Raw genomic sequence first — 20,944 nt, forward strand, 5'->3', positions numbered from 1 at the left:
CGCAAGCTATTCGGGCATGAGCTGCTGGCGGCATTCCAGGACTAATCTGGCACCGCCTTGTTCACTGGTACCCACTTCCAACTTGAACCCATGCAAGTTGATGATCGCCGCCACAATCGACAAGCCCAACCCGAACCCGCCTTGCTGGTCGCTTTCATCCACGCGATAGAAGCGCTGGAACACTGCGTCACGTTCCGCCGCGGGTATGCCGGGGCCGGAGTCGTGCACTTCAATGCGCGTGCTGCCGGCATCATTGACCCCGCGCAAGATCACTTCGCCGCCCGGTGGGGAGAACTTGATCGAGTTGCTCAACAGGTTGGCCAGGGCTTCGAACAGCAGGGCGCGGTCGCCGGTGATCCACGGCAGGGATTCCGGGGTTTCGAGGCGCAGTTGCAACTCGCCTTCTTCGGCCAGCGGCAGGTAGAAGTCGTGCAACTCGCGCAACAGCGGCAGCGGGTCCATGACCAAAAAGCCGGAGCGACGCTGGTGGTCTTCCAGTTCGGAGATACGCAACAGCCCGCGAAAGCGCGCCATCAGCGTATCGGTTTCGGCAATCGCGTCATCCAGTTTCACCGCGTAGTCCGACTCCGCCTCGGCCTCCTGCTTGATCCGGTACAACTGCGCGCGCAAGCGTGTCAGCGGGGTGCGCAGGTCGTGGGCGATGTTGTCGCACACGCCCTTGACCTCGTTCATCAGCTTCTCGATGCGATCCAGCATGGCGTTGACGATGGCCGCGAGCATGTCCAGTTCGTCGCGTCGGTTCGACAGCGGCAGGCGGTGGGTCAAGTCGCCGGCGACGATGGCTTCGGCGCTGGCCTGGATCCCGCGAATCCGCCGCAACGGGCGTCGACGCAATAAGTGCCAGCCGGCAACACCGGGGATAATCGTCAACGAAAGCGCCCACAGCAGGGCATGCCAGATGATCCGGGTCACGCCAAACAGCGAACCGTTGGCGCGCACCAGCACCAGCCAGCGGCCGTCTTCGGTGTGGGTGGCGACAGCGTCGCAGCTGTCCTTGGGCAACTTGGGGTCGTCGGAGTCGACGCAGTTGACCAGGGCGTGGATCTTGCCGTCCAGCGGCAGGTCCGGCGGCACCGCGCGGATCGGCCCACTGAGCGGGCGGAACTGCTCATCGAACAGGCCGTAGGCGTCCACGCCCTTCATGTCGAAGGTCATGCTGGTGGTCAGGGCTTCCACCAGTTCCTCGCCGTCGAAGCGCTGGAACAGGTGCTGGCGCTGCATCAGCGAATGGCGCGACAGGTCGCCCAGGTAACCCGACACCTCGTAATACAGCACCCCCATGAGGATGCAGCTCCAGGCCACGAACAACGAACTGTACAACGCCAGCAAGCGGCTGCTGGAAGAGCGCCAGCCTTTAGAGGGGTTCAGCAATGACATAACCGGAACCTCGTACCGTGCGGATCAGCGGCGTGAGGCCCGGTGGGTCGATCTTCTTGCGCAGACGGCCGATGTGCACGTCGATCAGGTTAGTGCCGGGGTCGAAGTGATAGCCCCAGACTTCTTCGAAGATCATCATCCGCGACAGGATCTGCCCGGTGTTGCGCATCAGGAATTCCAGCAACTTGTATTCGGTGGGCAGCAGGCTCAGGGGCTGATCGGCGCGACTGGCTTCGCGGCTGATCAGGTTCAGTTCCAGGTCGGCCACGCGCAGGGCGGTTTCGAACTCCTGGACCGTGCTTTTGCGCCGCAGCAGCACTTCGACGCGGGCGGCCATTTCATCCGAGGCGAACGGCTTGGTGAGGTAGTCATCCCCGCCGGCACGCAGGCCGCGCACACGCTCATCCACGTCGGAGAGGGCGCTGATCATCAGGATCGGCGTCGACACACCAATCGTGCGCAGCGTGGTGACGATGGCCAGGCCATCGAGTTCCGGCAGCATGCGGTCGAGGGTGATCAGGTCGTAATCGCCACTGACGGCGCGGACCAGGCCTTCACGGCCGTTGTCTACCCAATCTACATCCAGTCCATGGCTACTCAGCTCGGCGACGATCTCGCGGGCCGTTACGGCGTCATCCTCGATGGTCAAAATTCGGGTCATGGGATTACCTTTCACACTGGAAGACCGCAATCGCCGGCAAGCCGGCTCCTACAGATGTGCGGGCATTTTGCCAAGAAATGGCTGAACGCTTCCTAAATAAAACTTCATGTTGGCAAAACCGCCACATTGACCTCCGGGAATGCATAAAGCCCGCCTGCCACTGCCGTTTCTTGCAACTTGCATGGTCCTGGGAAGTTCAAGTTATTTAACCTGTTGAAATATATAGATATTTATTTTTGTGGCGACTGGCATGGTGCCTGCACTGTCCCTTTTGAGACTTGTAACACTATTTTTCTGCCTTGGAGCACAACAACAATGATCACATCTTCATCCACGCTGCAAGAGTCGAGCGCGCTCTCCGGGGTTTCCTGGGGGGCGATTTTTGCAGGGGCGGCCGCTGCGGCCGCATTGTCCCTGATCCTGGTGCTGCTGGGCTTCGGCCTGGGCTTTTCGGCGGTATCGCCGTGGGCCGACAGTGGCATCAGTGCCAAAGGGCTTGGCATTTCCACGATTGTCTGGCTGGCGTTTACCCAGATCGTCGCGTCCGGGCTGGGCGGTTATATCGCCGGCCGGTTGCGGGTGAAGTGGGCGAATATGCACGGCGACGAGGTGTACTTCCGCGACACCGCCCATGGTTTCCTGGCCTGGGCTGTGGCCACGCTGATTACTGCGGTACTGGTGGTCGGTTCGGTGAGCAGTGTCGTCAGCGGCGGCGTGAAAGCCGGTGCCAGCGTTGCAGCCGGCGCGGCCAGCGGCATCACCCAAGCCGCTGGCAGTGCTGCCAAGGGCGTCAACGGTGGCGACTTCGACTACTACGTCGACAGCCTGTTTCGCGACGACCGCCCGGCCGCCGTCAGCGATGACGCCGCCCACGGTGTGGTTGCCCGCATCTTCACCCGCACCCTGAGCAACGACGGTCAACTGGCCCCTGAAGACCGCGCCTACCTGGCCCAGTTGATCAGCCAGCGCACCAACCTCAGCCAGGCGGATGCCGAAGCGCGTATCGACAAAGTCTACGGCGACGCCCGCAAAGCGTTGGAAGACGCCAAGCTCAAAGCCAAACAAGCTGCTGATACCGCCGCCAAGGTCGCTGCCTACACGTCGCTGTGGACCTTTGTTGCCCTGTTGATCGGCGCGTTCTTCGCCAGCTTCGCAGCCACCTTTGGCGGTCGCCGTCGCGATGCCGTGGTGTATGTCGAAACCGAACACTTCGTACGTTAATTCAAGGAGAACATCATGCGCTCATTACTGCTTTGGTTCCTCGGTGTGCCTATTCCGGTGATCATCCTGATCGCGATCTTCATGCACTGATTGTTGCGTTACCCAAGCCGCGCCTGAGCAACAGGCGCGGCTTTTTGCTGCAAGGCCAGCCAGCTTGTCACCAGCAACACACTTGCCAGTGCCGTCATCATCACCAACGGTGCCGACGTGCCATCGGATAACAGCCCGGTCGCCCAACTGCTCACAGCCGTCAGGAACATCTGGGTGAAAAAGAACAGCCCGGATGCCGTTCCCGCGATTGCACCATAAGGCTGCAGCACCGACAGCTGACAGGCCGGAATCACCATCCCCACCGACACCATGATCAGCACCATCGGCAGGACGATCGCCAGCCATTCCCCCGGCAGCGCGACAGTCGCCAGCGCGAGAATCCCACTGCCCAGCACGTTCACGGCTATGCCGGCGACGATCAAACGGTCTGCCTCGAAGCGCCGCACCAGCCGACGAAACAGGTTCGCGCCCAGCATGTAGCCGCTGATGGTTGTTGCGAATACCAGTGCGTAAGCAGTCGCGGACAGATGAAACCCCCGTTGCAGCAACGCCGATGACTCGCTGATAAACGGAAAATAGGTGCTGTACACGCAACCGATCGCCACGGAGTAACGCAGGAAGTAGCGGTCACGCAGCAGTTGGCCGTAGATGCGCAACAGCCCACGCGGCGGGGCGGCGGCGACTTCCGGCGGGCGGGTTTCAGGTAAACGGCGATACACGACCAGGCACAGCACAGCTCCGATTACGCCCAGCAGCACGAACAGCCCGCGCCAGTGGATGAACGGCAGCATCAGGCTACCCAGTACCGGCGCGGCCATGGGCGAAATTGCCATGGCCATGGAGATCAGCCCAAGCAGGCGTGCTTGCTCGTTGCGGTCGAAGTAATCGCGCACGATCACACGGCCGATCACGGTGGTGCAACAGCCACCCAAGGCCTGGAACAGTCGGGCGATGATCAACACGGCGATGTTGTCCGCCAGGGCACAAGCTGCCGTGGCGAGGACATACAAAAACAACCCGGCCAGCAACACCGGACGACGACCAAAGCGGTCGGTGAGCGGCCCACTGACCAGCAGCGAAATCGCCGAGCCGAGGGCGTACAGCGTCAGGGTCAGTTGCAACTGGCTGTCGCTGGTCTGGAAGTAATCGGCCATGGCGGGCAGGGCCGGGAGGTGCATGTCCAAGGTCACGCGTGGCAAGGCGATGAGCACGGTCAGCAGCACCAGCCAGAACCCGGTGGAGAGGGCGCGTTGAGTCATGGGGCGTCTCGATGCAAAGAGTAGAGTCCTGACTCTAGCTGCGTTGTGGTTTAATCATTAGGACCACTTGTGTCTTGTTCGATAGGACCACTATGAGCCGAGGAAAAACCGCATCCGCCCTCGACCTGCCGCGTCCCGACACGCTGGACGCGGGCAAGCAGCAGGGCGCCTACGAAGCCTTGCGCGGTGCGATCCTGAACCGCCAACTGCCGGCGGGCAGCCGCTTGCCCTCCACGCGGAGCCTGGCCGAACGCTGGCGGGTCTCCCGTGGCACGCTGGAAGCCGTGTTCGACCGTCTGCACAGCGAAGGCTACGTGCAGCGGGTCGCCGGGTCCGGCACGCGGGTGTGCGCGGTGATCCCCGAGCAGTTCATCGCCGCGCCGTTGGCCAAGGACATACCCCGTCGGCCTGTGGAGTCTGATCTGCCGGACAGTGGTGTGCAGAGCCATGTGCCCTTTGTCGCACGGCGCCCGGATGCCAGCCTGTTCGATCTGAAGAGCTGGGCCCGCTGTATCACCCGTGGGCTGTTGTCAGTCGGGCCGGGCGTGTTGGAGGCGTCACACCCGGCCGGCCTGCCCGAGTTGCGCGCACAGATCGCCGACTACCTGCGCAGCTATCGCGGTCTGCATTGCGAAGCCGATGAGGTGATTGTCACCACCGGCATCCGCCACGCCCTGGACCTGATCGCGCGCAGCGTGCTCAAGGTCGGCGATAGGGCCTGTGTCGAGGATCCAGGCTACCTGCCGGCACGGCGCCTATTCACGCTGGCAGGCGCCAATGTGCAGGGCATCCCCGTCACCGCCGAGGGCCTCGATACTGCGCAACTTCCCGAGACAGCCCGCTTGGCCTACGTCACCCCGGCGCACCAGGCGCCGCTGGGCATGACGCTGTCGGTGTCCCGTCGCCTGGCGCTGCTGGACTGGGCAGCCCGCGCGAACGCCTGGGTGGTCGAAGACGATTACGACAGCGAGTACAACTACAACACCGCGCCACTGGCGGCGCTCAAGTCCCTGGATTCGGCAGACCGCGTGATCTACTGCGGCAGCTTCAACAAGAACCTGTTCCCCGGTTTGCGCGTGGGCTTCATGGTGGTGCCCAAGGCGTTGCGTCGCGGGCTGTTGCGCACCTTGCAACTCACCGGGCATTCGGTGGGGGCCACTGATCAATTGGGGTTGGTCGAGTTCTTGCGCAGTGGCGCCTTCGTGCGTCACTTGCGTGCCTCGCGCCAGGCGTACCAGGCCCGTCGCGATGCGTTGCTGGAATGCCTGGGCGGGCGCTGCGCGGTCAGTGGCCAGCAGGCAGGGTTGCATTTTGTGTTGTGGTTGCCGGCCGGTGTCGAAGAGGGCGATTTCTGCAACCATGCCGCCGAAGCCGGGTTGACGCTGCAGCCTCTGGGCAAGTTCTGTCACGGCGTGAGCTTGCCGCCGGCGGTGATCATCGGCTACACCGCGTTGACCCTGGCCCAGATCCGCTATCACGGCCGAGTTCTCACGCAATTGTTAATAGCGGCTTAACCCGCGCTTGGCTAGACTCGCGCCCCATGAGCCGCCTTTTGCGTTTAGCCCTGGTCTTGCTGTTGAGCCTCACGCTTCCCCTGACCGGGATGGCGGGTGTGCCGTCGAGCACCGAACCCTGCCCGATGAAGATGTCGGACATGCAGGTGATGACCGACATGAACCCTGACTGCTGCCAGGACGGCGTCGATCACGGCAAGGCCTGCAAACCCGGCCAGGAGTGCAAGACTGGCGGCTTGCTGCAACTCTCCTTGCCGGTGCTCAAGGCGCCGTTGAGCCTGGCGCATCCGCTGCTCGTCAGCACCTCTTCGGATTTCATCCCAGACCGCACGCCGTCCGGCGTCTGGCGCCCACCCCGTTCCTGATTCCTGTTGCACCTCAAGACGCATCCCCTGACCGGGATGGCTTTGCTGTGGGCCGCGTAATGCGGCGCGCAGCGCAACGGAACAGGAATTTTCAACATGAATCCCTTCTACATGCGCGCCCTGGTGGTGGGCGTGCTGGCGTGGCCGGCGTGGGCGAGTGCGCTGACCCTGGACGACGCCCTGCGCCTGGCGCAGAACAACGCACCGTCGCTCGCTGCTGAGTCGGCCAAGTTGCAAGCCGCGACCCAGGCGGCGATCCCGGCTGGCGAACTGCCAGATCCGAAGCTGGTGGTTGGCCTGCAGAACTTCCCCATCGGTGGGCCCAATCGCGGCACGTTGTATGGCGATGACATGACTGAACAAATGATCGGTATCCAACAGCAGGTGCCCAGCCGCGACAAGCGCAAGGCGCGTATCGAGCTGGCCGATGCCACGGTGGAGCGCACCGCGGCCGAAGGTCGGATCGAGCGCCTGAACGTGCGCCAGGCCACGGCCCAAGCCTGGATCCGTGCCTATGCGGTGGAACGCAAGGAGGCCTTGTTCAAGGACTTCTATCAGCAGAACCGCCTGCTGCAAGACAGCGTGCGTGCGCAATTGGCCGGTGGTCGCGGCCAGCCCTCGGATGCGGTGTTACCACGACAGGAAGCCGCCGAACTGGCCGGACGCGAAGATGAACTGGTCCAGCAACGCGCCCAGGCCCGCGCGGCGCTCAAGCGCTGGATCGGCCCAGCCGCCAATGAAGCACCCAGCGGCCAGTTGCCCAACTGGCCCATCGACGGGCGTTACAACCTGCATCAACACCCTGAACTGCAAGCTTTTGCGCCGCGCACCCGCGAGGCCGAAGCGCGGTTGCGCGAAGCCAAGGCGCAAAAGACTTCGGACTGGAGTTGGGAAGTGGACTACCAGCACCGTGGCCGTGAATACGGCGATATGGTCAGCCTGCAATTGAGTTTCGACCTGCCGATCTTCCCCGGTCGCCGGCAAAACCCTGGGATCGCCGCCAAGCAAGCCGAGCTGGATCAACTGGATGCCGAGCGCGAAGCGGTCACCCGCGAACACACCCAGCAACTGGATGATGACCTCGCGCAATACCAGCGTCTGGACCGCGCCGTGCAGCGCAGCCAGGACAGCCTGGTGCCCCTGGCCGAAGAGAAGGTCGCGCTGAGCTTGGCCGGTTATCGCGCTGGCAAGGGTGACTTGCTCAACCTGGTCGGCGCCCGACGTGAGCTGGTCGAAGCCCGTTTCAAACAGATCGATGCCCTCGAGCAACGTGCCCTGGTTGGCGCGCAGCTATATTTCGCCTACGGAGAAGCCTCCCATGATTAATCGACTCCTCGCGGTGGCGCTGTTGGGCGGTGGCCTGGGCGCCGGTTACTGGCTGGCGCAGGCACCAGCGCCCGTCGCGGCCATGGCCGACAAATCGGCGCTGTACTGGTATGACCCCATGTACCCGCAGCAGAAATTCGACAAACCCGGCAAGTCGCCTTTCATGGACATGCAATTGGTGCCGCGTTATGCCGAAGGCGCTGCAGACAGCGCCGCTGTGCAGATCGACCCCCGTGTGGCGCAGAACCTCGGTGTGCGCCTGGCAACGGTCACCCGTGGCGTGTTGGCGTCCACGCTGGAGCTCTCTGGCATCCTCGCCTTCAACGAGCGTGACGTCGCCGTGGTACAGGCGCGGGCGGGCGGCTTTGTCGAGCGCGTGTATGACCGCGCGCCAGGGGATGTACTCAAGGCTGGCGCGCCTCTGGCTGACCTGTTGGTACCCGAATGGGTGGCGGCCCAGGAAGAGTTCCTGGCCTTGCGCCGTAGCGCGGATGCGCGTCTGTTGGCGGCTGCGCGCCAGCGTTTGCGCCTTAGCGGTATGCCCGCCGGGTTGATCGCGCAGATGGAGCGAAGCGGCCGTGTGCAATCGGTATTGACCGTCGCCAGCCCCATCGGCGGCGTGGTGCAAACCCTCGACGTGCGCGAAGGCATGACGATGGCGGTGGGGCAGACCCTGGCGCGCATCAATGGCCTGGATCGCCTGTGGTTGCAGGTTGCTGTGCCGCAATCTCAAGGTGCGGCCCTGGCTGTGGGGCAGGCGGTGGAAAGCCGCTTTGTCGGGCTGCCGGGGCAAGTCGTCAAGGGCGCCGTCAGTGCCATTCTGCCGGCGATTGCCGGCGACAGCCGTACCGTGCAGGTTCGCGTTGAACTGCCCAATGCCGATGGCACCTTGCGCCCCGGCATGACGGCCCAAGTGCGTCTGGCGCAATCCTCCGCGCAATCCGTGTTGCAGGTGCCCAGCGAAGCGTTGATCCGTACCGGTAAACGCACGTTGGTGATGCTGGCCGAGGAGGGCGGGCATTACCGCCCGGTGGACGTCGAGGTCGGCGCTGAAAGCCAGGAGATGACGCTGATCCGCAGCGGTTTGCAGGAAGGCCAGCAGGTGGTCGCGTCCGGTCAATTCCTGCTGGATTCTGAAGCCAGTTTGCGCGGGATTATCCAACCATGATCGCCTTATTGATTCGTTGGTCAGTCGCCAACCGTTTTCTGGTATTGCTCGCGACGTTGTTTGTCACGGCTTGGGGCGTCTGGGCGGTGCAAAACACGCCGGTCGATGCACTGCCGGACCTCTCCGATGTGCAGGTGATCATCCGCACGCCGTATCCCGGCCAGGCGCCGCAGATCGTGGAAAACCAGGTCACCTACCCGATGACCACCACCATGCTTTCGTTGCCGGGCGCCAAGACCGTGCGCGGGTTTTCCTTTTTCGGCGACAGTTACGTCTATGTGCTGTTCGACGAAGGCACCGACCTCTATTGGGCGCGTTCGCGGGTGCTGGAATACCTCAGCCAGTTGCAGGCGCGCTTGCCCGCATCGGCCAAGCCAGCGCTGGGTCCGGACGCCACTGGCGTCGGCTGGATCTACCAGTACGCACTGGTGGACCGCAGCGGCCAGCATGACCTGGCGCAGTTGCGCGCCTTGCAGGATTGGTTCCTCAAGTTCGAACTCAAGACCCTGCCCAATGTGGCCGAAGTCGCGACCATCGGTGGCCAGGTCAAGCAGTACCAGGTGCAGCTCGATCCGCTGGCCCTGGCCAATCGCGGCATTACCCAGGCGCAGGTGGTGGAGGCCATCGGCAAAGCCAACCAGGAAACCGGCGGCTCGGTGCTGAACATGGGCGAGTCCGAGTACATGGTGCGGGCGTCCGGCTACCTCAAGTCGCTGCAGGATTTTCGCGGGATTCCCTTGCGGCTGGACGCGAATAATGTGCCCGTTACGCTTGGCGACGTGGCAACCATTCAGTTGGGCCCGGACCTGCGTCGGGGCGTCAGCGAGCTGGACGGCGAAGGCGAGGCGGTGGGCGGTGTAGTGATCCTGCGCAGTGGCAAGAATGCCCGTGAAGCCATCGCTGCGGTCAAGACCAAGCTGGAACAACTGAAAAGCAGCCTGCCACCCGGCGTGGAGATCGTCACCACCTACGACCGCAGCAAACTCATCGACCGCGCCGTGGACAACCTCAGCCACAAGCTGCTGGAAGAGTTCGTGGTGGTGGCGCTGGTCTGCGGGATTTTCCTATGGCACCTGCGTTCATCCCTGGTGGCGATCATCTCGCTGCCGGTGGGGGTGTTGATCGCGTTTATCGTCATGCGCTTCCAGGGCATCAACGCCAACATCATGTCCCTGGGCGGCATCGCGATTGCCATCGGCGCGATGGTCGATGCGGCGGTGGTGATGATCGAAAACGCCCACAAGAAAATCGAAGCCTGGCACCACGCCAATCCGGGTCGTGAACTCAAGGGCGAAGACCACTGGCAGGTCATGACCGACGCGGCGGTCGAGGTCGGCCCGGCGCTGTTTTTCTGCCTGTTGATCATCACCTTGTCGTTCATTCCGGTGTTCACCTTGCAGGCCCAGGAAGGTCGCTTGTTCGGCCCGCTGGCCTACACCAAGACCTACGCCATGGCGGCCGCCGCCGGTTTGTCGGTGACCTTGATCCCGGTGCTGATGGGCTACTGGATTCGTGGACGCATTCCGGATGAGCAGCGTAACCCGCTCAATCGCGGCCTGATCAAGCTCTACCAGCCTGCGCTGGAGGCGGTGCTGCGTCGGCCGCGCCTGACCCTGGTGGTAGCGTTGCTGGTGGTCGCCAGCGCGGTGTGGCCGATCTCGAAACTGGGCGGTGAATTTTTGCCGCTACTGGACGAAGGGGACTTGCTGTACATGCCTTCGGCACTGCCGGGGCTGTCGACGCAAACGGCGGGTGAGTTGCTGCAACGCACCGACCGGCTGATCAAGACCGTACCCGAAGTCGCACACGTGTTCGGCAAGGCCGGTCGCGCCGAAACCGCCACTGACCCGGCTCCGCTGGAAATGTTCGAGACCACTATCGAGTTCAAGCCCCGTGACCAATGGCGCCCCGGCATGACCCCGGACAAACTGGTGAAGGAACTCGACCGCGTGGTGCAGGTGCCGGGGCTGACCAATATCTGGATTCCGCCGATTCGCAACCGCATCGACATGCTTGCCACCGGCGTGAAAAGCCCGGTCGGCGTGAAGGTGGCCGGTACCAGCCTGATGCAGATCGACGCGGTGACCCAGGCGGTGGAAAAGGTCGCCAAGGGCGTGCCGGGCGTCAGTTCGGCCTTGGCCGAACGCTTGACCGGCGGGCGTTACATCGACGTGGATATCGACCGGGCAGCGGCCGCGCAATACGGACTGAACATCGCCGATGTGCAGTCGATTGTGTCGGGTGCCATCGGCGGGGAAACCATTGGCGAAACCGTGGAAGGCTTGGCGCGCTTCCCGATCAGCCTGCGCTATCCAAAGGAATGGCGCGACTCGGTGACGGCCTTGGCAAACTTGCCAATCTACACGCCGTCAGGCAGTCAAATCACCCTGGGCACGGTGGCCAAGGTCAAGGTGAGCGACGGTCCGCCGATGCTCAAGAGCGAAAACGCCCGGCCTTCCGGCTGGGTCTACATCGATGTGCGCGACCGCGACCTGGCATCGGTGGTGAAGGATCTGCGCGCGGCAATCAACCAGCAGGTGCATCTGCAACCGGGCATGAGCCTCAGCTATTCGGGGCAGTTCGAATTCCTGGAACGGGCCAATCAGCGCCTGAAACTGGTGGTGCCGGCGACTTTGCTGATCATCTTCGTGCTGCTGTACCTGACCTTCCGCCGGGCGGACGAAGCGCTGCTGATCCTGGCGACTTTGCCGTTCGCACTGACGGGCGGGGTGTGGTTGCTTTACTGGCTGGGCTTCAACTTGTCGGTGGCCACGGGCGTGGGGTTTATCGCGCTGGCCGGTGTGTCGGCGGAGTTCGGCGTGATCATGCTGCTGTACCTGAAAAACGCCTGGGCTGATCGCAAGGATGGGGATCTGCTGGCCGCCATCACCGAAGGCGCGGTGCTACGGGTACGGCCCAAGGCGATGACGGTGGCGGTGATCATCGCCGGCCTGCTGCCGATCCTGCTGGACGACGGCACCGGCAGCGAAGTGATGAGCCGCATCGCCGCGCCGATGATCGGCGGGATGCTCACGGCGCCGTTGTTGTCGCTGTTTGTGATTCCGGCGGCCTATCGGTTGATGCTCAGTCGTCGAAGCCGACCTGCTCATGAATCTCATCCACCTTCAACTCCAACCGGTACGCCACCGCAATAAACAACGCCTGGCACAGGCACAGGGTGGCGCTCAACGAGCGGAAGGCAAACGACGAGCCTTCATTCACCAACAGCACCGCGTTCGCCCGCTTGGCCAGGGGCGACAGGTTGCTGTCGGTGATGATCAGGGTCTTGGCCTGGTGGTGCTGGGCGATGCGCAGGCAGTGCTGGGTCTCTTTGCCGTAGGGCGTAAAGCTGATGGCGATCACCAGGTCATTGGCGCGCACGCTGCGCATCTGCTCGCGGTAGCTGCCGCCCAGGCCTGAGATCAGGTGGATGCGCTTGTTGGTGTGCTGCAGGTTGTAGACCAGGTAATCGGCCACCGCAAAAGAGCGGCGCACGCCGACTACGTAGATATTGTCGGCATTCACTACCAGGTCCACGGCTTTGTCGAACGCGACATCATCCAGCTCCAGCCCCAGGCGCTCGATACCGGACAAGGTCGCGTTGACGCATTCGCGCGCCAGGTCGCCGCCGCTGGCCTTCTGCGACTTGTTGGCGATCATGCTGCGGATGCGTTGCTGGTAGTTCTGCACCGGCGTGGTCTTGTGGGTGTAGGCCTCACGGAACAACGCCTGCATCTCACTGAAGCCACTGAACCCGAAGCGTTGCGAGAAGCGCACGATGGCCGACGGGTGCACCTCGCACTCGCGGGCGATGTCGCTGATGCGGTCGACCATGATCCGGTCGCTCTGTTGGCTCATGTAGCTGGCGATGCGCTTGAGCTGGCGCGGCAGGCTCTCGTATTCGTCGGTGATCAGCTGCAACAGGCGCTCGGCATTGATCGGAGGGCTGGCGATAGTGTCTTCCAGGGTGGTCTCGGGATCGGTGCGGGACATGGGAAATCCTTCTGGCGTTTTTGTCTGTTGCGCTGATGGGTGGCGCAAGTCTACAGGGTAGGCGCAAAAAAATACCCCGGCATCACGGCCGGCGTGGCCTGCTGAAACGATGCACTGTAGTGGGACTGGCTCTGTACAAGCTTAATGGAAAAAATATTCCAATGAAAAAATATCTGGAATAAATATTGATTGGCGTCGCCGGACGTTCTAGTCTGCTCCCACCAAGAGCGTTTGCCGTCGCCACGTCGGTACAACGCAGGCTGATAAAAATAACAGGAGCCAGCATGGGCCAGACTCGTTTTGCCAGTGGGCGTCAATTGGATCTGATTTGCCTCGGGCGCCTGGGCGTCGACCTTTATGCACAGCAAGTGGGTGCGCGGCTTGAGGACGTGTCCAGCTTCGCCAAGTACCTCGGCGGGTCCTCCGCCAACATCGCCTTCGGCACCGCCAGGCTGGGGCTCAAGTCGGCGATGTTGAGCCGGGTCGGCGACGACCACATGGGGCGCTTTCTGGTGGAGTCCCTGGCCCGCGAGGGCTGTGACGTCAGCGGCATCAAGGTCGACCCGGAACGCCTCACCGCACTGGTGTTGCTCGGCCTCAAGGACCGCGAAACCTTCCCCCTGGTGTTCTACCGCGAAAACTGCGCCGACATGGCCCTGCGCGCCGAAGACATCAGCGAAGCCTTTATTGCCTCCAGCAAGGCGCTGCTGATCACCGGCACGCATTTCTCCACCGACGGCGTGTACAAGGCCAGCATCCAGGCCCTGGACTACGCGGCCAAGCACGACGTCAAGCGCGTGCTGGATATCGACTACCGCCCGGTGCTGTGGGGCCTGGCGGGCAAGGCCGATGGCGAAACCCGCTTTGTCGCTGACCAGAATGTCAGCCAGCATGTGCAGAACATCCTGCCGCGCTTCGACCTGATCGTCGGCACCGAAGAAGAATTCCTCATCGCGGGCGGCAGTGAAGACTTGCTCGCCGCCCTGCGTAAGGTGCGCGAACTGACCCCGGCGACCCTGGTGGTCAAGCTCGGTCCGCAGGGTTGCACAGTCATCCACGGTGCCATTCCCCCGCGTCTGGAAGACGGCGCCATCTACCCCGGTGTGCGGGTTGAAGTGCTCAACGTATTGGGCGCCGGCGATGCGTTCATGTCGGGTTTCCTCAGCGGCTGGATCAACGACGCGAGTGACGAGCGTTGCAGCCAGTTGGCCAACGCCTGTGGCGGCCTGGTCGTCTCACGCCACGCCTGCGCACCGGCCATGCCGACGCCGGCGGAGCTGGAATACCTGTTCAACAGCCCGGTGCCGATTACCCGCCCGGACCAGGACGTGACCCTGCAACGCCTGCACCGCGTGACGGTGCCGCGCAAGGCCTGGAAGCAATTGTTCGTGTTTGCCTTCGATCACCGCTGGCAACTGGTGGATCTGGCGCAAAAAGGCGGCCAGGACCCGTCGCGCATCAGTGATGCCAAGCAACTGTTTATCCAGGCCATCGAACGCGTCGAGAAAAAACTCGCCGAGCAAGGGGTGGAAGCCGACGTCGGCCTGCTCGCCGACCAACGCTTCGGCCAGGACGCGCTCAACGCCGCCAGTGGTCGTGGCTGGTGGATCGCGCGCCCGGTAGAAGTGCAGAACTCACGGCCCCTGGCGTTCGAACATGGCCGTTCAGTGGGCAGCAACCTGATCGCCTGGCCCCAGGAACAGATCATCAAGTGCCTGGTGCAATTCCACCCGGATGACGAGCCGATGCTGCGCCTGGAGCAAGAGGCACAACTCAAGGCGGTATATGAGGCGTCGATTGTCAGCGGCCATGAACTGCTGCTGGAAGTCATCCCGCCCAAGGATCATCCGTCCACCTACCCGGATGTGCTCTACCGCAGCCTCAAGCGCCTGTACAACCTGGGTATCTACCCGGCGTGGTGGAAGATCGAGGCGCAGTCGGCCGAAGACTGGAAAAAGCTCGACGAACTGATCCAGGAGCGCGATCCGTACTGCCGTGGCGTGGTGTTGTTGGGCCTGAATGCGTCGGCGGAATTTCTTGCCGACGGCTTCCAGCAGGCCAGCCAGAGCACCACCTGCCGTGGCTTTGCCGTGGGCCGCACGATCTTCCAGGAACCGAGCCGCGCGTGGATGGCGGGGGAGATCGATGACGAGACCTTGATCCAACAAGTCCAGGCCACCTTCGAACAGCTGATCAATGCCTGGCGAAGTGCCCGAACCTGAACCCGTTTTCCAACTTGAAGTGCAATCAAATGTGGGAGCTGGCTTGCCTGCGATGCTGGCAACTCGGTCTATCAGGTACACCGAGTTGATGCCATCGCAGGCAAGCCAGCTCCCACATAAAGCAGATCTCATGCAACTTTGAAAAACAATAAAAGGTGCAGCCATGCCCGCAATCCGAATTGGCATCAACCCGATCTCCTGGAGCAACGACGACCTACCGGCCCTGGGCGGTGAAACCCCCTTGAGCACCGCCCTGAGCGAAGGCAAGGAAATCGGCTACGAAGGTTTTGAACTCAACGGCAAGTTCCCCAAGGACGCCAAGGGCGTCGGCGATGTTTTGCGCCCTTATGATTTGGCGCTGGTTTCCGGCTGGTACTCCAGCCGCCTGGCCCGGCGCTCGGTGGCTGAGGAGATCGAGGCCATCGCCGGGCATGTCGAGTTGCTCAAGCAGAATGGCGCCACGGTACTGGTCTACGGCGAGGTGGCCGATTCGATCCAGGGCTCGCGCATTCGCCTGATCGAACGTCCACGTTTCCACAGTGAACAGGCCTGGCAGGACTACGCCGACAAGCTCACTGAACTGGCGCGCTTTACCCTGTCCCAGGGCGTGCGCCTGGCGTATCACCACCACATGGGCGCTTATGTTGAATCCCCGGAAGACATCGACCAACTGATGCGCCGCACCGGTCCTGAAGTCGGCCTGCTGTTTGATTCGGGTCACTGCTACATGGGCGGCGGCGAACCTATCGAGGTGCTGCGCAAACACATCGACCGCATTTGCCACGTGCACTTCAAGGACGTGCGCAAACCGGTGGTGCAACTGGCGCGTAACCAGATGTGGAGCTTCCCCGACTGCATCGTCAACGGCACCTTCACCGTGCCTGGCGATGGCGATATCGACTTCGCCGAATTGCTCGACGTGCTGCTGGCTGCCCACTACGAGGGTTGGCTGGTGGTGGAAGCCGAGCAGGATCCGGCAGTAGCCCCCAGCTATATCTACGCGAAGAAAGGCTATGACACCTTGCGCGCGCTTCTCAACGAGAGGACTTGAGTGATGAGCTTGTTGGTCAAAAGCAGCAAACGCGGCCAGACCATGGTCGCCCTGGAAGCCGGGCGCCTGGAGTACGTGGGTTTTTCCGCCTACCGCCTGAGCCTGGGGGAAACCCTGCCGGTCAGCGCCGGTGATAAAGAGCTGTGCCTGGTGCTGCTCAGCGGCCGGGTGAACATCGAAGGTGAAGGCTTCAACTGGCAGAACCTGGGTGATCGCCAATCGGTGTTTGAAGACAAATCGCCGTTCGCCGCTTACTTGCCGCCGGGCACCGATGCCCAGGTCACGGCGTTGAGCGACGTGCAGATTGCCGTGTGCGCGGCGCCTGGCACCGAGGGCTACGAACCACGCCTGATCCGCCCCGAAAACTGCAAGCGCAGCGTACGTGGCAAGGGCGCCAACACTCGCTACGTGTGCGACATCCTGCCCGACAGCGAGCCGGCCCATTCGCTGCTGGTGGTGGAAGTGCGTACGCCGTCCGGGCATTCGTCGAGCTACCCGCCGCACAAGCACGATACCGACGACCTGCCGCACCAGAGCTTCCTGGAAGAAACCTACTACCACCAGATCAACCCGCCCCAGGGCTTCGTGTTCCAGCGCGTCTATACCGACGACCGCAGCATCGACCAGGCCATGGCCGTGGAAAACAGCGACCTGGTGGTGGTGCCCAAGGGTTATCACCCAGTCAGCGTGCCCTATGGCTACGAATCCTATTACCTGAACGTGATGGCCGGCCCCAAGCGTGCCTGGCATTTCCACAACGACCCGCAGCACAGCTGGCTGCTGGACCTTTAATCAGCGGTTTGGACGGAGAACAACAACAATGAAGTCGCCTCTACGTTTCGCCCTTAACCGCATGGTTGCCCCCAATCTTTCCCTGCCGGATTTCATCCAACTGGCCGCAACGCTCAAGTGCGATGCGATCGAGATTCGCAACGACCTGGCCGACAAGCAGATCGAATTCGGCACCCCGGCCAGCCGCGTGCGTGAACTGTGCGCGGTGCAGGGCATTACCGTGCTGTCGATCAACGCGCTGTACCCTTTTGATGTGTGGAACGACGAGCGTCGGGCCCAGGCGATCACACTGGCGACCTACGCCCGTGAATGCGGCGCCCAGGGCCTGGTGATGTGCCCGCTCAATGAGCCGGGCGACACGCGCAATGAAGCCCAGCGTGCCGCCGGTTTGCGCACGGCCTTGAGCGAGTTGGCGCCGATCCTACGCGACTACGGGATTCTCGGCTTTATCGAGCCCCTGGGTTTTGAAGAGTGTGCCCTGCGGCGCAAGCGCGTGGCGGTGGAGGCGATCAAGTCCATCGGCGGCCTGGATGTGTTCCGCCTGGTGCACGACACCTTCCATCATCACCTGGCCAGCGAACATGAGTTCTTCCCGGAGTTGACCGGGCTGGTGCATATCTCCGGCGTGGAAGATAGCGAGGCGCCGCTCAGTTCGATTCGCGACGGCCACCGCGTGCTGGTGGGCGAGGGCGACATCCTGGGTAACGCCGCACAGATCGACACCTTGCTCAGCACCGGCTACAGCGGCTACCTGTCATTCGAACCGTTTGCCGAGAGCGTGCATGCATTGGCGGATATCCAGCAGGCGTTGGGGGCAAGCATCGCCCATCTGCAGAAACGATAAGGGGCGCGAGATGACCACAACAAGACTGACCATGGCCCAGGCCCTGGTGAAGTTCCTGGACAACCAATACATTGAAGTCGACGGCGTACAGAGCAAGTTCGTCGCCGGGGTGTTCACGATTTTCGGCCACGGCAATGTGCTGGGCCTGGGCCAGGCCCTGGAACAGGATGCCGGCGACCTGGTGGTGCACCAGGGCCGCAACGAGCAGGGCATGGCCCACGCCGCCATCGGTTTCGCCAAGCAGCACCTGCGCCGCAAGATCTACGCGTGTACGGCCTCCGTCGGCCCTGGCGCCGCCAATATGCTGACCGCCGCCGCGACCGCCACGGCCAACCGTATCCCGTTGTTGCTGTTGCCCGGCGATGTGTACGCCAGCCGCCAGCCTGACCCGGTGCTGCAACAGATCGAGCAGTTCCACGACTTGAGCATCAGCACCAACGATGCCTTCCGCTCGATCAGCAAATACTGGGACCGCATCAACCGCCCCGAGCAGTTGATGACCGCCGCCATCCACGCCATGCGCGTGCTTACCGACCCGGCCGAGACCGGCGCGGTGACGCTGGCATTGCCCCAGGACGTGCAGGCCGAGGCCTGGGATTATCCGGATTATTTCCTGCAGAAACGCGTGCACCGCATCGACCGTCGCCCGGCGACCGCCGCGATGATCAGTGATGCATTGGCGGCGTTCCGCGGCAAGCGCAAGCCGCTGATCATCTGCGGTGGTGGGGTGAAGTACTCCGGCGCCAACGCCGCGCTGCAAGCCTTTGCCGAACGGTTTGATATTCCCTTCGCGGAAACCCAGGCGGGCAAGAGCGCCGTGGTTTCCAGCCATCCGCTGAACGTCGGCGGGATCGGTGAAACCGGCTGCCTGGCGGCGAATCTGCTGGCGCCCGAAGCGGACCTGATCATTGGTATCGGCACGCGCTACACCGACTTCACCACCTCGTCCAAATCGCTGTTCAAGCACGCAGACGTGAAGTTTCTCAACCTCAATATCAGCCCCTGCGACGCCCTGAAACTGGATGGTGTGCAGGTGTTGGCCGACGCGCAGATCGCCTTGGAGACACTGGCGGATGCCCTCGGCGATTACCGTTCCGGTTGGGGCGAGCAGATCAGCGAGGCCAAGGCGCAGTTGGAGGCCGAAGTGGACCGTGTGCATCAGGTCGAATATGCCGGCGACGGTTTTGTGCCTGAGGTCGACGACCACCTGGACCGCGCGGTGCTGCGTGAATTTATCGAGCTGACCGGCTCGTGCCTGACCCAAAGCCGCGTGCTGGGTGTATTGAATGAAACCCTGGCCGACGACGCCATCATCGTCGCCGCCGCCGGCAGCCTGCCCGGTGACCTGCAGCGAGCCTGGCGCAGCAAGGGCGTGAACACCTACCACGTCGAGTACGGCTATTCGTGCATGGGCTACGAGATCAACGCCGCCCTCGGCGTGAAACTCGCCGAACCGAGCAAAGAGGTCTACGCCCTGGTGGGTGACGGCTCCTACATGATGCTGCACTCGGAGCTGGCTACCTCGATCCAGGAGCGCCGCAAGATCAACGTGGTGCTGCTCGATAACATGGCCTTCGGCTGCATCAACAACCTGCAGATCGGCAACGGCATGGACAGCTTCGGCACCGAGTTCCGCTTCCGCAACCCTGAGAGCGGCAAGCTCGACGGCGGCCTGGTGCCGGTGGACTTTGCCATGAGCGCAGCGGCCTATGGCTGCAAGACCTACAAGGTCAGCAGCGTGGAACAGCTGCAAGCCGCGCTGGCCGATGCGCGTACGCAGACGGTGTCCACGCTGATCGATATCAAGGTGCTGCCCAAGACCATGATCCACGGCTACCTGTCGTGGTGGCGAGTGGGCGTGGCGCAGGTCTCCACCAGCGAACGCACGAATGCCGCCGCGAAAAAACTCAACGAACACCTGGCGAAGGCCCGGCAGTACTAATAACAAGAGGAGTGTTGTATGTCTTTGAAGCTTGGAGTGATTGGTACGGGCGCCATTGGCCGGGACCATATTCGTCGTTGCAGCCAGACCCTGCTCAACAGCCAGGTCGTCGCCGTGACCGACATCAACCTTGAACAGGCCGCCAAGGTGGTGGCGGACTTGAAGCTGGACGCCGAGGTGTACCCCGACGGCCATGCGTTGATCAACTCGCCGCAGGTGCAAGCGATCCTGGTCACCTCCTGGGGCCCGAGCCACGAAGAGTTCGTGCTCGCCGCCATCGCCGCCGGCAAACCGGTGTTCTGCGAGAAACCCCTGGCGGTCACTGCCGAGGGCTGCCGCAAGATCGTCGATGCCGAGGTGGCCTACGGCAAGCGCCTGGTGCAGGTCGGTTTCATGCGCCCCTACGACGAAGGCTATCGCGCCCTCAAAGCCGTGATCGACAGCGGCCAGATCGGCGAGCCGCTGATGCTGCACTGCGCGCACCGCAACCCGACGGTGGGCGAGAACTACAAGACCGACATGGCGATCACCGACACCCTGATCCACGAGCTGGATGTGTTGCGCTGGCTGCTCAACGACGACTATGTGTCGGTGCAAGTGGTGTTCCCGCGCAAATCCAGCAAGGCGTTGGCCCACCTGCGCGACCCGCAGATCGTGCTGCTGGAAACCGCCAAGGGCACGCGCATCGATGTGGAAGTGTTTGTGAACTGCCAGTACGGCTATGACATCCAGTGCGAAGTGGTGGGGGAGACCGGCATCGCCAAGCTGCCGGAGCCGTCCCAGGTGCAACTGCGCAGTGAAGCGAAGCTGTCCAACGCGATTTTGATGGATTGGAAGGACCGTTTTATCGGCGCCTATGACGTGGAGTTGCAGGCGTTCATCGACAGCGTGCGCGCCGGCCAGGTCGGCGGGCCTTCGGCGTGGGATGGCTTTGCGGCGGCAGTGGCGGCGGATGCGTGCATCGAGGCGCAGAACAGTGAGCAGATTGTGAAGGTGAGCCTGCCGGATCGCCCGCACTTCTACGGCTGATTCACTGGAGAAACCCGGTCAAAAACTGTGGGAGCTGGCTTGCCTGCGATGGCGGTTCATCAGTGTCAGATTCATTGCCTGACACACTGCTATCGCAGGCAAGCCAGC

The 20,944-nt window shown here is 62.7% G+C and carries 16 protein-coding genes; 12 read left to right on the forward strand and 4 right to left on the reverse strand.

Translation table 11 applies throughout. The features are described 5' to 3' along the window. Nucleotides 1-6 precede the first annotated feature (6 nt). Together WH299_RS25760 and WH299_RS25765 are read right to left on the reverse strand one after the other, a co-directional pair. A complete protein-coding gene (locus WH299_RS25760) occupies nt 7-1,398 on the reverse strand; it encodes a sensor histidine kinase (protein ID WP_028615849.1) in 1,392 nt (463 codons plus the stop codon). After that, nucleotides 1,376-2,059: a response regulator transcription factor gene (locus WH299_RS25765; protein WP_010211030.1), complete on the reverse strand. Its 684-nt coding sequence runs from the start codon at nt 2,057-2,059 to the stop codon at nt 1,376-1,378. Before WH299_RS25765 ends, WH299_RS25760 begins: the two co-directional genes overlap by 23 nt. A gap of 315 nt (nt 2,060-2,374) precedes the next feature. Between WH299_RS25765 and WH299_RS25770 the strand changes: the two genes are divergently transcribed. Beyond that, a complete protein-coding gene (locus tag WH299_RS25770; protein WP_123476703.1) occupies nt 2,375-3,280 on the forward strand; it encodes a hypothetical protein in 906 nt (301 codons plus the stop codon). Between the two features lie 98 nt (nt 3,281-3,378). Here the strand turns inward: WH299_RS25770 and WH299_RS25775 are convergent, their stop codons facing one another. Continuing rightward, complete coding sequence (locus WH299_RS25775) at nt 3,379-4,590, reverse strand: Bcr/CflA family efflux MFS transporter (RefSeq protein WP_122727594.1); 1,212 nt, start codon at nt 4,588-4,590, stop codon at nt 3,379-3,381. 92 nt (nt 4,591-4,682) lie between these two features. On the opposite strand from WH299_RS25775, the gene pdxR reads away from it, so the two are divergent. The 5 genes from pdxR (at nt 4,683) to WH299_RS25800 (ending at nt 12,118) form a co-directional block, all read left to right on the forward strand. After that, nucleotides 4,683-6,104: a MocR-like pyridoxine biosynthesis transcription factor PdxR gene (gene pdxR, locus WH299_RS25780; RefSeq protein ID WP_339551672.1), complete on the forward strand. Its 1,422-nt coding sequence runs from the start codon at nt 4,683-4,685 to the stop codon at nt 6,102-6,104. A gap of 26 nt (nt 6,105-6,130) precedes the next feature. Further along, nucleotides 6,131-6,469: a hypothetical protein gene (locus tag WH299_RS25785; RefSeq protein WP_126571695.1), complete on the forward strand. Its 339-nt coding sequence runs from the start codon at nt 6,131-6,133 to the stop codon at nt 6,467-6,469. A 96-nt stretch (nt 6,470-6,565) separates the two neighbouring features. Further along, nucleotides 6,566-7,795 (forward strand): TolC family protein, encoded by a 1,230-nt coding sequence (locus WH299_RS25790; protein ID WP_339551674.1) that lies wholly within the window; start codon nt 6,566-6,568, stop codon nt 7,793-7,795. Continuing rightward, nucleotides 7,788-8,963 carry an efflux RND transporter periplasmic adaptor subunit gene (locus tag WH299_RS25795; RefSeq protein ID WP_339551676.1) on the forward strand — a complete coding sequence of 392 codons (1,176 nt, stop codon included), beginning with the start codon at nt 7,788-7,790 and terminating at the stop codon, nt 8,961-8,963. Before WH299_RS25790 ends, WH299_RS25795 begins: the two co-directional genes overlap by 8 nt. Then, nucleotides 8,960-12,118, forward strand: coding sequence for an efflux RND transporter permease subunit (locus WH299_RS25800; RefSeq protein WP_339551678.1), 3,159 nt, complete (start codon nt 8,960-8,962; stop codon nt 12,116-12,118). The genes WH299_RS25795 and WH299_RS25800 overlap by 4 nt, the downstream gene beginning before the upstream one ends. Here the strand turns inward: WH299_RS25800 and WH299_RS25805 are convergent. Next, nucleotides 12,048-12,956 carry a MurR/RpiR family transcriptional regulator gene (locus WH299_RS25805; RefSeq protein ID WP_010211026.1) on the reverse strand — a complete coding sequence of 303 codons (909 nt, stop codon included), beginning with the start codon at nt 12,954-12,956 and terminating at the stop codon, nt 12,048-12,050. The genes WH299_RS25800 and WH299_RS25805 overlap by 71 nt on opposite strands. Before the next feature lie 284 nt (nt 12,957-13,240). Between WH299_RS25805 and WH299_RS25810 the strand changes: the two genes are divergently transcribed. The 6 genes from WH299_RS25810 (at nt 13,241) to WH299_RS25835 (ending at nt 20,836) form a co-directional block, all read left to right on the forward strand. Continuing rightward, on the forward strand, nt 13,241-15,178 hold the full coding sequence (locus WH299_RS25810) for a bifunctional 5-dehydro-2-deoxygluconokinase/5-dehydro-2-deoxyphosphogluconate aldolase (protein ID WP_339551679.1): 1,938 nt from the start codon (nt 13,241-13,243) through the stop codon (nt 15,176-15,178). A gap of 163 nt (nt 15,179-15,341) precedes the next feature. Next, nucleotides 15,342-16,229 carry a myo-inosose-2 dehydratase gene (iolE, locus tag WH299_RS25815; protein ID WP_122727608.1) on the forward strand — a complete coding sequence of 296 codons (888 nt, stop codon included), beginning with the start codon at nt 15,342-15,344 and terminating at the stop codon, nt 16,227-16,229. A 3-nt stretch (nt 16,230-16,232) separates the two neighbouring features. Then, nucleotides 16,233-17,021 carry a 5-deoxy-glucuronate isomerase gene (gene iolB / locus WH299_RS25820; protein ID WP_068934195.1) on the forward strand — a complete coding sequence of 263 codons (789 nt, stop codon included), beginning with the start codon at nt 16,233-16,235 and terminating at the stop codon, nt 17,019-17,021. A 28-nt stretch (nt 17,022-17,049) separates the two neighbouring features. Further along, nucleotides 17,050-17,865, forward strand: a complete 816-nt coding sequence (locus tag WH299_RS25825) for a TIM barrel protein (protein WP_028615861.1) — start codon at nt 17,050-17,052, stop codon at nt 17,863-17,865. A gap of 10 nt (nt 17,866-17,875) precedes the next feature. After that, a complete protein-coding gene (iolD, locus tag WH299_RS25830; RefSeq protein WP_339551682.1) occupies nt 17,876-19,807 on the forward strand; it encodes a 3D-(3,5/4)-trihydroxycyclohexane-1,2-dione acylhydrolase (decyclizing) in 1,932 nt (643 codons plus the stop codon). 18 nt (nt 19,808-19,825) lie between these two features. After that, nucleotides 19,826-20,836 carry a Gfo/Idh/MocA family protein gene (locus WH299_RS25835; protein WP_126571701.1) on the forward strand — a complete coding sequence of 337 codons (1,011 nt, stop codon included), beginning with the start codon at nt 19,826-19,828 and terminating at the stop codon, nt 20,834-20,836. The last annotated feature ends 108 nt before the right edge of the window (nt 20,837-20,944 follow it).

Origin of the sequence: Pseudomonas sp. MYb541, assembly GCF_037479595.1 — a bacterium.
In the GTDB taxonomy this organism is placed as follows: domain Bacteria; phylum Pseudomonadota; class Gammaproteobacteria; order Pseudomonadales; family Pseudomonadaceae; genus Aquipseudomonas; species Aquipseudomonas canadensis.

What these genes read in the sequence shown, in the direction of transcription:
- WH299_RS25760 (WP_028615849.1), bottom strand. Translation starts at nt 1,398, where the DNA reads ATGTCATTGCTGAACCCCTCTAAAGGCTGGCGCTCTTCCAGCAGCCGC.
- WH299_RS25765 (WP_010211030.1), bottom strand. Translation starts at nt 2,059, where the DNA reads ATGACCCGAATTTTGACCATCGAGGATGACGCCGTAACGGCCCGCGAG.
- WH299_RS25770 (WP_123476703.1), top strand. Translation starts at nt 2,375, where the DNA reads ATGATCACATCTTCATCCACGCTGCAAGAGTCGAGCGCGCTCTCCGGG.
- WH299_RS25775 (WP_122727594.1), bottom strand. Translation starts at nt 4,590, where the DNA reads ATGACTCAACGCGCCCTCTCCACCGGGTTCTGGCTGGTGCTGCTGACC.
- pdxR (WP_339551672.1), top strand. Translation starts at nt 4,683, where the DNA reads ATGAGCCGAGGAAAAACCGCATCCGCCCTCGACCTGCCGCGTCCCGAC.
- WH299_RS25785 (WP_126571695.1), top strand. Translation starts at nt 6,131, where the DNA reads ATGAGCCGCCTTTTGCGTTTAGCCCTGGTCTTGCTGTTGAGCCTCACG.
- WH299_RS25790 (WP_339551674.1), top strand. Translation starts at nt 6,566, where the DNA reads ATGAATCCCTTCTACATGCGCGCCCTGGTGGTGGGCGTGCTGGCGTGG.
- WH299_RS25795 (WP_339551676.1), top strand. Translation starts at nt 7,788, where the DNA reads ATGATTAATCGACTCCTCGCGGTGGCGCTGTTGGGCGGTGGCCTGGGC.
- WH299_RS25800 (WP_339551678.1), top strand. Translation starts at nt 8,960, where the DNA reads ATGATCGCCTTATTGATTCGTTGGTCAGTCGCCAACCGTTTTCTGGTA.
- WH299_RS25805 (WP_010211026.1), bottom strand. Translation starts at nt 12,956, where the DNA reads ATGTCCCGCACCGATCCCGAGACCACCCTGGAAGACACTATCGCCAGC.
- WH299_RS25810 (WP_339551679.1), top strand. Translation starts at nt 13,241, where the DNA reads ATGGGCCAGACTCGTTTTGCCAGTGGGCGTCAATTGGATCTGATTTGC.
- iolE (WP_122727608.1), top strand. Translation starts at nt 15,342, where the DNA reads ATGCCCGCAATCCGAATTGGCATCAACCCGATCTCCTGGAGCAACGAC.
- iolB (WP_068934195.1), top strand. Translation starts at nt 16,233, where the DNA reads ATGAGCTTGTTGGTCAAAAGCAGCAAACGCGGCCAGACCATGGTCGCC.
- WH299_RS25825 (WP_028615861.1), top strand. Translation starts at nt 17,050, where the DNA reads ATGAAGTCGCCTCTACGTTTCGCCCTTAACCGCATGGTTGCCCCCAAT.
- iolD (WP_339551682.1), top strand. Translation starts at nt 17,876, where the DNA reads ATGACCACAACAAGACTGACCATGGCCCAGGCCCTGGTGAAGTTCCTG.
- WH299_RS25835 (WP_126571701.1), top strand. Translation starts at nt 19,826, where the DNA reads ATGTCTTTGAAGCTTGGAGTGATTGGTACGGGCGCCATTGGCCGGGAC.